The organism is Pseudomonas carassii (genome assembly GCF_036324045.1).
GTDB classification, from domain to species: domain Bacteria; phylum Pseudomonadota; class Gammaproteobacteria; order Pseudomonadales; family Pseudomonadaceae; genus Aquipseudomonas; species Aquipseudomonas peradeniyensis.
On the sequence record NZ_JAZDCT010000037.1, the window covers coordinates 1 to 14,663 of the forward strand.

13 protein-coding genes are annotated in these 14,663 nt (G+C 66.1%); 7 read left to right on the forward strand and 6 right to left on the reverse strand.

Annotation, left to right across the window (positions count from 1 at the left end; all coding sequences use genetic code 11):
- Window positions 1-39 precede the first annotated feature (39 nt).
- From V0R62_RS22205 to V0R62_RS22220, 4 genes are all read right to left on the reverse strand, one after another.
- Window positions 40-444 (reverse strand): META domain-containing protein, encoded by a 405-nt coding sequence (locus V0R62_RS22205; protein WP_050704527.1) that lies wholly within the window; start codon window positions 442-444, stop codon window positions 40-42.
- On the reverse strand, window positions 445-879 hold the full coding sequence (locus V0R62_RS22210) for a hypothetical protein (protein ID WP_062573122.1): 435 nt from the start codon (window positions 877-879) through the stop codon (window positions 445-447).
- 31 nt (window positions 880-910) lie between these two features.
- A complete protein-coding gene (locus tag V0R62_RS22215; protein ID WP_330105242.1) occupies window positions 911-1,900 on the reverse strand; it encodes a 2-hydroxyacid dehydrogenase in 990 nt (329 codons plus the stop codon).
- Between the two features lie 68 nt (window positions 1,901-1,968).
- The gene (locus V0R62_RS22220) at window positions 1,969-4,725 is read right to left on the reverse strand and encodes a response regulator (RefSeq protein WP_330105243.1); all 2,757 of its coding nucleotides are present in this window, start codon (window positions 4,723-4,725) and stop codon (window positions 1,969-1,971) included.
- Window positions 4,726-4,944: 219 nt separating this feature from the next.
- On the opposite strand from V0R62_RS22220, the gene V0R62_RS22225 reads away from it, so the two are divergent.
- The 7 genes from V0R62_RS22225 (at window position 4,945) to V0R62_RS22255 (ending at window position 13,406) form a co-directional block, all read left to right on the forward strand.
- Window positions 4,945-5,661, forward strand: coding sequence for a response regulator transcription factor (locus V0R62_RS22225; protein ID WP_330105244.1), 717 nt, complete (start codon window positions 4,945-4,947; stop codon window positions 5,659-5,661).
- Window positions 5,662-5,664: 3 nt separating this feature from the next.
- Window positions 5,665-7,059, forward strand: coding sequence for a sensor histidine kinase (locus V0R62_RS22230; protein WP_330105245.1), 1,395 nt, complete (start codon window positions 5,665-5,667; stop codon window positions 7,057-7,059).
- A 272-nt stretch (window positions 7,060-7,331) separates the two neighbouring features.
- Complete coding sequence (gene cysM / locus V0R62_RS22235; RefSeq protein WP_330105246.1) at window positions 7,332-8,231, forward strand: cysteine synthase CysM; 900 nt, start codon at window positions 7,332-7,334, stop codon at window positions 8,229-8,231.
- Window positions 8,231-9,589, forward strand: coding sequence for a 23S rRNA (uracil(1939)-C(5))-methyltransferase RlmD (rlmD, locus tag V0R62_RS22240; RefSeq protein WP_330105247.1), 1,359 nt, complete (start codon window positions 8,231-8,233; stop codon window positions 9,587-9,589). The genes cysM and rlmD overlap by 1 nt, the downstream gene beginning before the upstream one ends.
- A gap of 99 nt (window positions 9,590-9,688) precedes the next feature.
- Window positions 9,689-11,929: a GTP diphosphokinase gene (gene relA / locus V0R62_RS22245; protein WP_186733805.1), complete on the forward strand. Its 2,241-nt coding sequence runs from the start codon at window positions 9,689-9,691 to the stop codon at window positions 11,927-11,929.
- A 76-nt stretch (window positions 11,930-12,005) separates the two neighbouring features.
- Window positions 12,006-12,839, forward strand: a complete 834-nt coding sequence (gene mazG / locus V0R62_RS22250) for a nucleoside triphosphate pyrophosphohydrolase (RefSeq protein WP_330105248.1) — start codon at window positions 12,006-12,008, stop codon at window positions 12,837-12,839.
- Window positions 12,840-12,866: 27 nt separating this feature from the next.
- Entirely contained in the window at window positions 12,867-13,406 is a 540-nt protein-coding gene (locus V0R62_RS22255; RefSeq protein ID WP_330105249.1) for a DUF2058 domain-containing protein, read from the forward strand.
- Window positions 13,407-13,452: 46 nt separating this feature from the next.
- On the opposite strand, the gene V0R62_RS22260 is transcribed toward V0R62_RS22255, so the two are convergent.
- Both V0R62_RS22260 and V0R62_RS22265 read right to left on the reverse strand, forming a co-directional pair.
- Window positions 13,453-13,635, reverse strand: a complete 183-nt coding sequence (locus tag V0R62_RS22260) for a hypothetical protein (RefSeq protein ID WP_050704537.1) — start codon at window positions 13,633-13,635, stop codon at window positions 13,453-13,455.
- A gap of 309 nt (window positions 13,636-13,944) precedes the next feature.
- Complete coding sequence (locus V0R62_RS22265) at window positions 13,945-14,655, reverse strand: DUF3108 domain-containing protein (protein WP_050704538.1); 711 nt, start codon at window positions 14,653-14,655, stop codon at window positions 13,945-13,947.
- Between the last annotated feature and the right edge of the window lie 8 nt (window positions 14,656-14,663).

The following is a 14,663-nucleotide window of genomic DNA, read 5'->3' on the forward strand; positions in this document are numbered from 1 at the left end:
CCCGCCCCCACGTGGGAGCGGGCTTGCCCCGCGATGGTTTCAGCCTTCCTCAGGCCAGAACCGTAGCGGCTTGCCTTCAACCGGCCAGAAACGGATCTGCTCGATCGGCGACACATCCCAGCGCTGCACCGTTTCCAACGCCTGTAGGAAGCGTTTTTCCTGGTCCATCAGCGCCGGCGCGCACAGCTTGCGGGTCTTGCCGACCTTGCCGAAGCTGATGCGCTCGCCATCCAGCGTGTAGGGCGCGAACCAGTGGTTGCAGCCGCCGTTGCCGTAGGCGCGACCATCGCTGGCCAGGGTCAGCGTCAGGTGGCTGTAGTCGATCAGCGGGCGCTCACCGATCCACTCCAGCACGTAGCTCTGCTCCTGCTGCAGCTTCGAGGGTTGTGCGGCGCAGCCCATCAGGCCGCAGGCGATCAGCGCGCCGGTCAGCAGCTGTTTCACTCAACCACGCTCCCGGCACTGCGGGCACAGGTGCTTGTCACCCTTGCTCGCCCAGCCCAGTTCCTGGATACGCGCGCTGGCGGCCGGGGCCTGGCCCTTCTTGCCCTGTTTGGCGTCGTTGGCAAACTCGAAGTCCAGCACCGCGTCGCAGCTGTCGCACTTGACCTGCCAGTTGAGGATTTCCAGCTCGTTGAACGCCGGGCCCTGAGCCACGGCGACCCACTGGCCGTGCGGGTTGATCAGGTGGCGCACGGTCTCGACGGTCAGGCGCATGGACAGGTCCTTGCTGCCCTTGAGGGTGACCAGCAGGACGTCGCCCTTCTGGATCGAGCCGCCGTTGCCGGTGACCTGGTAGCGGCCCGGCACCAGCGCGCGGCACTCGATCAGGGTGTGTTGCGGGTTGAAAAGGGTGTAGCGGAAATCGTGTTCGACCATGGGTCCTCCAAAATTGCCGCGTATCCTAGCATCAACCGTTTACAAGATTGTGCGGATTGCCTGCCGCCCAGCGGTTGATGTTGTCCAGGGTGGTCTCGGCGATGGCGTCCAGGGCCTCGCGGGTGAGGAAGGCCTGGTGGGCGGTGACGATCACGTTGGGGAAGGTCAGCAGGCGTGCCAGCACGTCATCCTGCAGCGGCAGGTCGGAACGGTCCTCGAAGAACAGCTGCGCCTCCTCTTCATACACATCCAGCCCCAGGTAGCCGAGCTGGCCGCTCTTGAGCGCGTCGATCAGCGCCGGGGTGTCGACCAGCGCGCCGCGGCCTGTGTTGATCAGCATGGCGCCGGGCTGCAGCTGGGCCAGGCTCTGTGCGTTGATCAGGTGGCGGGTGTGCTCGGTCAGCGGGCAGTGCAGGCTGATGATGCGTGCCTGGCGCAGCAGCTCGGGCAGTTCCAGGTAGCGGGCGCCGAGGGCGACCAGCTCGGGGTTGGGGTAGGGGTCGTAGGCCAGCAGCTGGCAGCCGAAGCCGGCCATGATGCGGGCGAAGGCGACGCCGATCTGGCCGGTGCCGACCACGCCGACGATCTTGCCGTGCAGGTCGAAGCCGGTCAGCCCGTGCAGGGTGAAGTCGCCTTCGCGGGTGCGGTTGTAGGCCCGGTGCAAGCGGCGGTTGAGGGCCAGGATCAGGGCCACGGCATGCTCGGCGACGGCGTGGGGCGAATAGGCCGGGACGCGGACCACGGTCAGGCCCAGGCGCTGTGCTGCGGCCAGGTCGACATGGTTGTAGCCGGCCGAGCGCAGGGCGATCAGGCGCGTGCCGCCGGCGGCCAGGCGCTCCAGCACCGGGGCGTCGAGCTCGTCGTTGATGAAGGCGCAGACCACCTCGAAGCCCTGGGCCAGGGGCGCGGTGTCGAGGGTCAGGCGGGCGGGCTGGTAGTGCAGCTCCACGGTGCCCGCACTCGCGGCGCGGGTGAAACTTTCCTGGTCGTAGTGTTGGCTGCTGAACAACAGGGCGCGCATGATCTGAGTCCTATCTGAAATGCCACCAGTCTAGCCATATGGCTGGCTTTGGCGTTGACCTGTGTCTCCTACGCGCTCTCACGCGCCTGCTCGGCCAGTCGGTTGATGGCCTGATCCAGTTCGTCCAGGGCCTGCAACGCCTGGGGGCTGTCCTGCTTGAGCAAGGTTTCGCTGCGCTGGCAGGCCGCACGCAACTGCGGCACGCCGCAATAGCGAGAGGCGCCGTTGAGCCGGTGCACGCGCTCGATCATCGCCGTGCGGTCGGCGGCGTTGCGGGCGGCCCGGATGGCTTCACGGTCGGACTCCAGCGAGGCCAGCAGCATGGCCAGCATGTCCGCCGCCAGGTCCGGCTTGCCGGCCGCCAGGCGCAGGCCTTCCTCCGGGTCGAGCACCTTCAGCTCGCTGCTGTCGGCCAGGCGTTCGCTGGCGCGCTCCGGTGGCGGTGAGCCCAGGCTCAGGCCGGTCCACTTCATCACCACCTGGGACAGCTGGCGCTCGCTGATCGGCTTGGTCAGGTAGTCGTCCATGCCGCTGTGCAGCAGGGCGCGCTTTTCGTTGGCCATGGCGTGAGCGGTGAGGGCCACGATCGGCAGGGGCGGGCCGCTCTGGCTGCTTTCCCACTGGCGGATCTGCTCGGTGCAGGCGCGGCCATCCATGCCGGGCATCTGTACATCCATCAGCACCAGGTCGAAAGGTTCGTCCTGCACGGCCTGTACCGCGCCGTAGCCGTTGTCCACCGCCAGCACTTCGGCGCCCATGCCTTCGAGCAGAGTCTGCACCAGCAGCAGGTTGGCCGGGTTGTCGTCGACGCAGAGGATCTTCGGCATGCGCTGGCCACCGTGGTTGCGCTGCTCGCACACCGGGCGGCGCGGCTGCACCAGTTCCAGCAGCAGGCGACGCAGCTTGCGGGTGCAGGTCGGCTTGGCCAGCAGTTGGCCATGGGCATTGGGCAAGTAAGGGTGGTAGAGCGGCTGCTCGGTGGTCGGACAGAGCACCACGCACTGGCAGCCGAGACGTTCGAGCTGCTGGTGGTACTGGCCCAGCTGTTCCGGCGCCAGGCTGCCCAGGTTGACCCCGAGCACGGCGAACTCGAACGGCTGCCCGGCCTGGCTGGCGGCCTGCACGCCTTGCAGCAGCTGGTCGCAGGAGGCGAACACGCTGACCGCCAGGCCGCAGTCCTCCAGTTGGTGCTCCAGCGCCTGGCGCGCCAGGTCGTGGCCGTCGACGATGGCCACGCGGCGGCCGAGCAGGGCCTGGGCAGGTTGTTCCTCGGCGTCGTCGTGAGCCTTGGGCAGGTTGAGGCTGATCCAGAACTGCGAGCCTTCGCCGGGCGTGCTGTCGACGCCGATCTCGCCACCCATCTGCTCGATCAGGCGCTTGGAGATCACCAGCCCCAGGCCGGTACCGCCGGGTTGGCGCGACAGCGAGTTGTCGGCCTGGCTGAAGGCCTGGAACAGGGTGCGCACGTCCTGGGGCGAGAGGCCGATGCCGGTGTCCTGCACACTGATGCGCAGCTGCACGCTGTCTTCCTGTTCGTCCTCGAGCATGGCGCGCACGACGATGGTGCCTTCGCGGGTGAACTTGATGGCGTTGCTCACCAGGTTGGTGAGGATCTGCTTGAGCCGCAGCGGGTCGCCCACCAGCGACAGCGGCGTGTCGCGGTAGACCAGGCTGAGCAGTTCCAGCTGTTTGGCGTGGGCAGCCGGGGCAAGGATGGTCAGGGTGTCCTGGATCAGGTCGCGCAGGTTCAGCGGGATGCTGTCGAGCACCAGCTTGCCGGCCTCGATCTTGGAGAAGTCGAGGATCTCGTTGATGATCCCCAGCAGGTTGTCGGCGGACTTCTCGATGGTGCCGAGGTAGTCGAGCTGACGCGGGGTCAGCTCGCTCTTCTGCAACAGGTGGGTGAAGCCGAGGATGCCGTTGAGCGGAGTGCGGATCTCGTGGCTCATGTTGGCGAGGAACTCGGACTTGATGCGGCTGGCCTCCAGGGCCTCCTTGCGCGCCATGTCCAGCTCGATGTTCTGGATCTCGATGGTCTCCAGGTTCTGGCGCACGTCCTCGGTGGCCTGGTCGATGCTGTGCTGCAGCTCTTCGTGGGCGCTGTGCAGGGTTTCGGCCATGCGGTTGATGCCGGCGGCCAGCTCGTCGAGCTCGTGGCTGCCCATGGCCGGCAGGCGCTCGTCCAGGTGGCCGTCCTTGAGCTGGTTGACCGCATGCTTGATGCGGTTGATCGGGTTGTTGATGGTGCGGCTCATGCGCAGGGCCAGCAACGCGGTCAGGCTCAGGCAGGCGAGGATCAGCAGCAGGCTGGTGAACAGGTTGCGGTAGCCGCGCAGCAGGGTGCCGTCATGGGACAGCTCGATCTCCACCCAGCCGAGCAGGCGCTCGGCCTCGGCGGGCACGGCGTCGGTGGCCAGGTCGCGGTGATGGCCGAACACCGGCATCAGGTAGCGGGTGGCGTCGTTGCCCGTGCGTTGCAGCAACTGCGTGCCGGTGCCGCCGCTGGGGGGCTGGTTGAGCATGCTGGGGCCGGCGTGGGCCAGGCGCGTGCGGTCGGCGGCGAGGAACGCCACGGCGCGCACATCGGCCTGCTCCAGGGCCTGGGCGGCGATGCGCTCCAGTTGCGCCGGAGCCTGGCGGGCGAGGGCCGGTGCCGCCAAGGGCGCCAGCTGCTCGGCGATCATCTTGCCGCGCTGCAGCAGCTGCGTGCGCAGGTCGCTCTGTTGCAGCCAGGTGAAGTAACTGCCCAGTACCAGGGCCATCAGGCTGGCGGGCAGTAAGGCCAGCAGCAGGACGCGGCTGCGGATTCCCAAACGGTCGAGCACACCTGTCTCCTGTCATGTGCTGTTGAAGGCGCGATTCGCGCATCAGCGGGAACGTTACTCTGCACTGAGGGGTAATGCACAGGATTTGTAGTGGTTTTTGCTTTTCTCGGCGGGCGTTGCCGGTGCGGCCACTTCGAGGTCACGTCAGTCGGACGACGGTTGCCTTGTTCGGACCGCTTGTCCAATAATCGCGTAACTGAGAATTGATGGCAGTTGCCAATGCATCCTGAAGCGATTCACGCGACCAACATCCTCGCCATCGAGGACGATCCCGTGCTGGGCGCCTACCTGCATGACGAGCTGCAGCGCGGTGGCTTCCAGGTGACCTGGTGCCGCAATGGCTTCGAAGGCCTGGAGGCGGCGGGGCGGCAGGTGTTCGACCTGGTGCTGATGGACATCCTGCTGCCCGGCCTCAATGGCCTGGACGCCCTGGCCAGTCTGCGTCGGCGCAGCGCCACGCCGGTGATCCTGATGTCGGCGCTGGGCGCCGAGGCCGACCGCATCAGCGGCTTCGAGCGCGGCGCGGACGACTACCTGCCCAAGCCGTTCAGTTTTGCCGAGCTGCGCGTGCGCATCGAGGCGATCCTGCGCCGGGTGGCCTTCGAGCGACGCGCTCGGGCGCCGCGTGAGGTGGAAGCCGGGCAGTTGCATTTCGACGAGCAGACCACCGATGTCAGCCTCGCCGGAGCCTGTGCCGGTCTGACCCCCAGCGAGTACCGCCTGCTCGACACCCTGCACCGCAGCCAGGACGAGGTGCTGAGCAAGCCCTTCCTCTACCAGCAGGTGCTGCAGCGCGGCTACTCGCGGCATGACCGCAGCCTGGACATGCATGTCAGCCAGATCCGCCGCAAGCTCAAGGCCATCGGCTACCACGAGCGACAGGTGCGTACCGTGTGGGGCAAAGGCTATGTGTTCGGCGCGGGCGAGGCCGACTGAATCGTGCTTGACCGTCACTCGCTGTTCTGGAAACTGACCGTTCTGCTGGTGGGCTTCTGCCTGCTGATGATCGGCTTGAGCTACAGCTGGGGCCGGCACATGGAAACCCAGGATGCCTTCCTGTCCGAGCCGGCACGGCAAGTGTTGCGCGGCTATGCGGCGGAGGCCGAGCAGGCCTGGCGCAGCGGCGACCGCGAGGGCGTGGATGCCTGGCTGGCCACCATGCGCGAGCGCGAGCGGGGCTGGGTGGGCGTGCTCGATGGCGATCTGCAGCCGCTGGGCAGCGCCGACCTGACCGCCGGCCAGGCCCAGCGCCTGACCCGCCTGCGTGGCGTCGACTGGCCCATGAGCCGGCGCACCATCGGCCAGCCCTGGTTGCGCCTGCCGTTCCCCGGCGCCCCGGAGCAGGGCATGCTGGTGATCGAGCTGCCGGAGCGTTTCAACCCTGGTCAGTACCGGTTGTTCTGGCGTGTCGTCACCAACGGCATCATCCCCGGGCTGTTCACCTTGCTCCTATGCGTCGGCCTGTACCGCATGCTCATCGTGCCGCTCAACCAGTTGCGCGAGCAGGCCAATGCCTGGCGCGCCGACCAGCTGGCGGCGCGCCTGGATTCGCGCACCACCCGGCGCAAGGACGAACTGGGCGAGCTGGCCCGCGCCTTCGACCAGATGGCCGAGCGCCTGCAGGGTACCGTGGCCCTGCAGCAGCAGTTGCTGCGCGACCTGTCCCACGAGATGCGCACGCCGCTCAGCCGCCTGCGCGTGGCCTGCGATGGCGAGACCGACCTGCAGCGCCTGCGCGAACGCCTGCACCGCGAGGTGGATGGCATGCAGCAACTGGTCGAGGACACCTTGCAACTGGCCTGGCAGGACGCCGAGCGCGCGCCGGTGAACCTCGAGCCGATCCAGGTGGCGGCGCTGTGGGACCTGCTCAGCGAGAACGCCTGCTACGAAAGTGGCTGGGCTCCGCGACGGCTGCGTTGCGAGCTGTCGGCCGACTGCTGGGTGCAGGGCAGCCTCAACGACCTGGCCCAGGCATTGGAGAACATGCTGCGCAACGCCATCCGTCACTCCCCGGAGGCGGGCGTGGTGCGCCTGAGCGGCTGGCGTGAGGGCGGGTATTGGCGTATCGACCTGGAGGACGAGGGCGGTGGCGTGGCCGAGGAAGACCTGGAGCGGATCTTCGCGCCGTTTTCCCGGCTGGAGGGTTCGCGGCCCGGGGATGGTGGTTTCGGCCTGGGCTTGAGCATTGCCCGCAATGCGATCCGCCGCCAGGGCGGGAGCGTGTGGGCGGTCAATGGCGAGCATGGCCTGCGCTTGTGCATGCGCCTGGCTGCGGGGGAGTTGAGCCCATCGCGGGACAAGCCCGCACCCACAAAGGCTTTGCACACCCTGTAGGAGACCGCCCAGCCCTGTGGGAGCGGCCTTGTGTCGCGAAAGGGCCGCGAAGCGGCCCCTGGATGTCAGCGTCACCGCCACTGCCGCCGGGGCTGCTGCGCAGCCCGTTCGCGACACAAGGCCGCTCCCACAGGGACTCGCTGAATCTATGACTTACGGTTTGCCCATGCCCTTATAGCTATGAGCTATAACATCCAGCAATTGCGTGATATGGCCGCGCAGGGTTTGCCGGTATGATAGTCGCCCCTGCCGTCCGGATTGCGAAAACGCCCATGACCCTGCAGTACCCAACCATTGCCGATTGCGTCGGCCATACGCCTCTGGTTCGCCTGCAGCGCATCGCCGGGGACACCAGCAACACCTTGCTGCTCAAGCTCGAAGGCAACAATCCGGCAGGCTCGGTCAAGGACCGCCCGGCGCTGTCGATGATCACCCGCGCCGAGCTGCGTGGCCAGATCAAGCCCGGCGACACCCTCATCGAAGCCACCTCCGGCAACACCGGCATCGCCCTGGCCATGGCCGCGGCGATCAAGGGCTACAAGATGATCCTGATCATGCCGGACAACTCCACCGCCGAGCGCAAGGCGGCGATGACCGCCTACGGCGCCGAGCTGATCCTGGTGACCAAGGAAGAGGGCATGGAGGGCGCACGCGACCTCGCCGAGAAGATGCAGGCCGAAGGCCGCGGCCTGGTCCTTGACCAGTTCGCCAACGGCGACAACCCGATCGCCCATTACAACAGCACCGGCCCGGAAATCTGGCAGCAGACCCAGGGCACCATCACCCATTTCGTCAGCTCCATGGGCACCACCGGCACCATCATGGGCTGCTCGCAGTACCTCAAGGAGCAGAACCCGGCAGTGCAGATCGTCGGCCTGCAGCCGATGGAAGGCTCGGCCATCCCCGGCATTCGCCGCTGGCCTCACGAGTACCTGCCGAAGATCTTCGACGCCACCCGCGTCGACCGTGTGGTCGACATGTCCCAGCAGGAGGCCGAGGAGACCACCCGTCGCCTGGCCCGCGAAGAGGGCATTTTCTGTGGCGTATCCTCCGGCGGTGCGGTGGCGGCGATGCTGCGCCTGTCCCGTGAAGTCGAGAACGCGGTGATGGTCGCCATCATCTGCGACCGCGGCGACCGTTATCTCTCCACCGGCCTGTTCGATCCGACCTGATGTCCAGAAAGAAAAGCAACACCGGCCTGCGTTTTCAGCCGGCCGGCGGCAACCGTGCCGCACAGGTGCCCGTGGGCAAGAAGCAGCGTCTGTCGATCGAGCGCGTGGCCGGTGACGGTCGCGGCATCGCCTTCATCGAAGGACGTACCTGGTTCGTCAGCGGCGCGCTGGCCGGCGAGGACGTCGAGGCGCGGGTGCTCGCTGCCCGTGGCAAGGTGGTCGAGGCGCGTCTGGAGCGCGTGTTCCAGGCCAGCCCCGAGCGCCGCGAAGCGCCTTGCCGGCACTACGCCCGCTGCGGTGGCTGCAACCTCCAGCACCTGCCCCATGACGGCCAGCTGGCGCTCAAGCAGCGCCTGCTCGCCGAGCAGCTGCAGCGGGTGGCTGGCGTGCAGCCCGAGGAGTGGGCTGTTCCCCTGAGCGGACCGGAATTCGGCTACCGCCGCCGGGCGCGGGTCGCGGTACGCTGGGACACCAAGGCGCGCCAACTGGACGTTGGGTTCCGCGCCGAGGCCAGCCAGGACATCGTCGGCATCGACGAATGCGCGGTGCTGGTACAACCCTTGCAAACGATCATGCGCCACCTGCCGACCGTGTTGCGCAGCCTGGGCAAGCCACAGGCACTGGGGCACGTGGAGCTGTTCAGCGGTACCGCCGAGGCGGTGCTGGTGCGGCATGTAGCGCCATTGCCCAGTGAAGACCTGGCACGGCTCGAGGCGTTCTGCCGCGAAGCCGGCGCCCAGCTGTGGCTGCAGGGCGATGGCGAGCCGGCGCCGCTGGATGCCGCGGCGCGACTGGGCTTTGCCCTGGAGCCCTGGGGCCTGGAACTGGCCTGGCGGCCGGGTGATTTCGTCCAGGTCAACGCCCAGGTCAACACCTTGATGATCCAGCAGGCCCTGGCCTGGCTGGCGCCCGAGGCGCACGAGCGGGTCCTGGACCTGTTCTGTGGCCTGGGCAACTTCGCCCTGCCCCTGGCTCTCCAGGCGCGCGAGGTGGTGGCAGTGGAGGGCGTGCAGGCCATGGTCGAGCGCGCCGCGGCCAACGCCGACAGTAACAATGTGCATAACGCTCGGTTTTTTCAGGCCGATTTATCGCAGCCTTTGGCAGGCGCCGGATGGGTCGCCGAGGGCTTTTCTGCGGTACTCTTGGATCCACCGCGCGACGGGGCTTTCGAGGTGGTGCAAGGCATCGCCCGGCTGGGTGCGAAGCGGCTGGTCTACGTATCGTGCAACCCGGCCACGCTGGCGCGAGACGCGCAGGTGCTGGTCGGGCAGGGGTACCGGTTAAAAAGGGCCGGGATTCTCGACATGTTTCCTCAGACGGCGCATGTCGAGGCCATGGCGTTATTCGAAGCGGGCTAGCCGGGCTGGCCCTCTTGGTGCGCCCTTCAGGGAGTGAGGGACGCACAGGTGATAGCCAGTGCACCCGCGTGGTGCGCTGTATGGAAAGGTAGAACAAAGATGGTACAGGTGAGAGTGCACCAGCCGGTCAACCACGACGGCAGTATCAATCTCGAAGCATGGCTCGATCATGTGGTGAGCGTCGATTCGCAGCTCGATCGCCTTGGGCTGAAAGAGGCCTGCGAGTTCGCCCATGAAGTCGAGAAGAAAGGCAATCCGGCCAAGCATTCCTGGGCCGACGGCACCTCCAGTTTCCAGGCGGGGCTGGAGATCGCCGAAATCCTCGCCGACCTCAAGCTCGACCAGGATTCGCTGGTGGCGGCGGTTATCTACCGTTCGGTGCGTGAAGGCAAGGTGACCCTGGCCGAGGTCGGCCAGCGTTTCGGTCCGGTGGTGTCCAAGCTGATCGACGGCGTGCTGCGCATGGCGGCCATCAGTGCCAGCCTCAGCCCGCGCCAGTCGCTGGTGCTCGGTTCCCAGGCGCAGGTCGAGAACCTGCGCAAGATGCTGGTGGCCATGGTCGACGACGTGCGCGTGGCGCTGATCAAACTCGCCGAACGTACCTGCGCCATCCGTGCGGTCAAGGCCGCCGATGACGAGAAGCGCCTGCGCGTGGCCCGCGAGGTGTTCGACATCTATGCGCCGCTGGCGCACCGGCTGGGTATCGGCCATATCAAGTGGGAGCTCGAGGACCTGTCGTTCCGCTACCTCGAGCCCGATCAGTACAAGCAGATCGCCAAGCTGCTGCACGAGCGTCGCCTGGACCGCGAGCGCTTCATCAGCGACGTGATGAACCAGCTGCAGAACGAGCTGCTGGCCACCGGCGTCAACGCCGACATCAGCGGCCGGGCCAAACACATCTACTCGATCTGGCGCAAGATGCAGCGCAAGGGCCTGGAATTCAGCCAGATCTACGACGTGCGCGCGGTGCGCGTGCTGGTGCCGGAAGTGCGCGACTGCTACACCGCGCTGGGCATCGTGCACACCCTGTGGCGGCACATTCCGAAGGAGTTCGACGACTACATCGCCAACCCCAAGGAAAACGGCTACCGCTCCCTGCACACCGCGGTGATCGGCCCCGAGGGCAAGGTGTTGGAGGTGCAGATCCGCACCCACGCCATGCACGAGGAAGCCGAGCTGGGCGTGTGCGCGCACTGGCGCTACAAGGGCACCGACGTCAAGCCCAGCTCCAACCACTACGAAGAGAAGATCTCCTGGCTGCGCCAGGTGCTGGAGTGGCACGAGGAACTGGGCGACATCGGCGGCCTGGCCGAACAGCTGCGTGTCGATATCGAGCCGGACCGGGTCTATGTGTTCACCCCCGACGGCCACGCCATCGACCTGCCCAAGGGCGCCACGCCGCTGGACTTCGCCTATCGGGTGCACACCGAGATCGGCCACAACTGCCGGGGCGCCAAGATCAACGGCCGTATCGTGCCGCTGAACTACAGCCTGCAGACCGGCGAGCAGGTGGAGATCATCACCAGCAAGCACGGCAACCCGAGCCGTGACTGGCTGAACTCCAACCTGGGCTACGTGACCACCTCGCGGGCCCGGGCCAAGATCGTCCACTGGTTCAAGCTGCAGGCCCGCGACCAGAACGTGGCCGCCGGCAAGACCCTGATCGAGCGCGAACTGAGCCGATTGGGCCTGCCCCAGGTGGACTTCGAACGCCTGGCGGAAAAGGCCAACGTCAAGACTGCCGAGGACATGTTCGCCGCCCTTGGCGCCGGCGACCTGCGCCTGGCGCACATGGTCAACGCCGCCCAGCAGCTGCTCGAGCCCGAGCGCCTGGAGCCGGTCGAGCTGATCCCGCGCCAGGCCCGGGGCATCCGCGCGGGCAAGCGCAGCGATATCCAGATCCAGGGCGTCGGCAACCTGCTTACGCAGATGGCCGGGTGCTGCCAGCCGTTGCCGGGCGATGCCATCGTCGGCTACATCACCCAGGGCCGTGGCGTGAGCATTCACCGCCAGGATTGCGCCTCGGTGCTGCAGCTGGCGGGCAAGGAGCCGGAGCGCATGATCCAGGTCAGTTGGGGGCCGATCCCGGTGCAGACCTACCCGGTCGACATCGTCATCCGTGCCTACGACCGCCCGGGGCTGCTGCGCGACGTGTCGCAGGTGCTGCTCAACGAGAAGATCAACGTGCTGGCGGTCAACACCCGCTCGAACAAGGAAGACAACACCGCGCTGATGTCGCTGACCATCGAGATCCCGGGCCTGGATGCCCTCGGGCGCTTGCTGGGGCGGATCTCGCAGTTGCCCAACATCATCGAGACGCGGCGTAACCGTACCCCTTGATACCGCCCGCTCCCAGCGTGGGAGCGGCGGTGCGCCGATGCGACTTGTCCCGCTATGGGGCCGGTAAGGACAACCCATGACCTACACCCTTGAAGACCTGCTGCACCTCATGGCCCGCTTGCGCGACCCGCAATACGGTTGCCCCTGGGACCTGATCCAGAACTACGCAAGCATCGTCCCGCATACCATCGAGGAGGCCTACGAAGTCGCCGACGCCATCGAGCGCGGCGATTTCGAGCACCTGCAGGGCGAGTTGGGCGATTTACTGTTCCAGGTGGTCTACTACAGCCAGTTGGCCCGCGAGGAAGGGCGCTTCGAGTTCGATGGGGTGGTCGATTCGATCACTCGCAAGCTGATCCGCCGCCATCCCCATGTGTTCCCTACCGGCGAGCTGTACGCTCCGTTGGACACACCTAAGCTCGACGAGGGTCAGGTCAAGTCGCGCTGGGAAGAAATCAAGGCCGAGGAACGCGCCGAGAAAGGCGCCCCGGAGCAGTTGTCCTTGCTCGATGACGTACCGGCTGCCTTGCCCGCCCTGTCCCGCGCCGCCAAACTGCAGAAGCGCGCCGCCACGGTCGGCTTCGACTGGCCCGAGGCGCTGCCAGTGCTGGACAAGGTCCGCGAGGAGCTCGACGAAGTGCTGCAGGCCATGGCCGACGGCGACAGCGATGCGCTGGAGGACGAGCTGGGCGATCTGCTGTTCGCCACCGTCAATTTGGCCCGGCACCTCAAGCACGACCCGGAAAACGCCCTGCGCCGCGCCAACCGCAAGTTCGAGCGGCGCTTCCGATTCATCGAACAGGCATTGCGCGAGCAGGGCCTGAACATCCAAGATCGTACCCTCGACGAGCTGGACGCCCTCTGGGGCGAGGCCAAGCGTCAGGAAAAGAACCTGCCCAGCTGCGGCTGAGCCGATGCATAAGTGAGTAGAACACCCATGAGCCTTTCCCTTCGCGACCAATTGCTCAAAGCCGGCCTGGTCAACCAGAAACAGGTCTCGCAGACCAACAAAGCCGAGAAGAAACAGAAACGCCTGGAACACAAGGGCCAGGTGGACGTGGACGACAGCCAGCAGCGCCTGGCCAAGGAAGCCATGGCCGAGAAGGCCAAGAAGGACCAGGAGCTGAACCGCCAGGTCCAGGAGAAGGCCGAGCAGAAGGCCCGTGCCGCGCAGATCAAGCAACTGATCGAGGCGACCCGCCTGCCCAAGCTGACCACCGAGGACTACTACAACTTCGTCGATGACAAGAAGGTCAAGCGCATCGCCGTCAACGCCCTGATGCGCAGCAAGCTGAGCAATGGCGCGCTGGCCATCGTCGCCCATGGTGGCGGCTACGAAGTGATCCCGCGCGAGGCGGCGGTGAAGATCCAGGAGCGTGACCCCAATCGCATTTTGCTGCTCAACACTCATGTCGAGGAGGCGGACGAGGACGATCCGTACGCGGCCTACAAGATCCCTGACGATCTGATGTGGTAAGCACGAAAAACCCCGCCTTGGCGGGGTTTTTTGTTGCAGGGCCGGGTCACTGCGCCGGGCGTTGGCGCTCGAGGTACTCCAGCTCCATGCGGTACTGCTGAGCCTGTTGCTCGTCATGGAACATGCCGACCAGCTGGCCCTGTTGATGCACGTCCCAGATCCGCAGGCCAGCGGCCTGGCCTTCGTGGGACATTTTCGATTCGTCGCGTTCGGTTACCTGGACTGTCATCGTCAAACTCCACTGCTTGGGTTGGCTGCGGCACTGTGTCGCAGGTCTCCTTTATAGAATTTGTTAGCAGGCTAAGTAAATAAAACAGCGATGAAACAAGTTTCATGAAAGGTAACGCATACCCTGTAGGAGCGGCCTTGTGTCGCGAAAGGGCTGCGCAGCAGCCCCGGCAATTTTGCATGATGCCAAGATCCTGGGGCCGCTGCGCAGCCCTTTCGCGGCACGAGGCCGCTCCTACAGGAAAGAGCGGTGTGCAGCAAAAAAGAAGCCCCGCACAAGGCGGGGCTTCGGGTGTTGCAGGCAGCGGTATCAGTTACCCTTGACCGCCTTGCCATCGACCGTGCCATCCTGCAGCACGATCACGTACTCCTTGCCATCGGTCTCGACCTGGCGCAGCTGCACCAGCAGGTAGTCCCAGTCCTTGGCGAACCACAGCTCGGTGATGCGCTTGCTCTGGCTCGGGTCGCGCACGCGCTCGACCTTGATCGCGTCGACCTGGCCGGTCTTGGTGGTCACTTTTTCGGTGCCCAGCACGCGGAAGTCGTAGGTGTCGATCTCGTCACCGTCAACCACCTGGTAGGTCATGCTCTTCTTGCCGGCGGCCACATCATGCTGCAGTGCCAGCTGGTAGGACGACTTGTCCAGCACGCCGCGGTTGAGCGGCAGGTTGATGGCGTCGCCACGGTCGCTGCCGGTGATCTTCTTGCCGGCCCAGTCGAAGTTCAGGTCGACCTTCTTCGCCTTGCCCAGGCCGCCGCGTTCGAAGTGATACTGCTGCGGCAGCAGGGTGTCGTTCTCGAACTTGAGGGTGCTTTGCTCGGTCAGGCTGGCAATCATCATCGAAGCCTTGAAGTTCAGGCTCCAGGTACCGTTGGCGTTCTTTTCCAGGCTGCGTGCGGCGGTGCCGCTCATCGGCAGCTGTTTCCAGTCGGCGGTGTAGCTGGCCGCGAAAGGCTTCAGATCAGCTGCCTGGAGGGGCAGGGCGAGCACGGCGAGAGCCAAGAGCAGGGCGCGACGCATAAATTCTC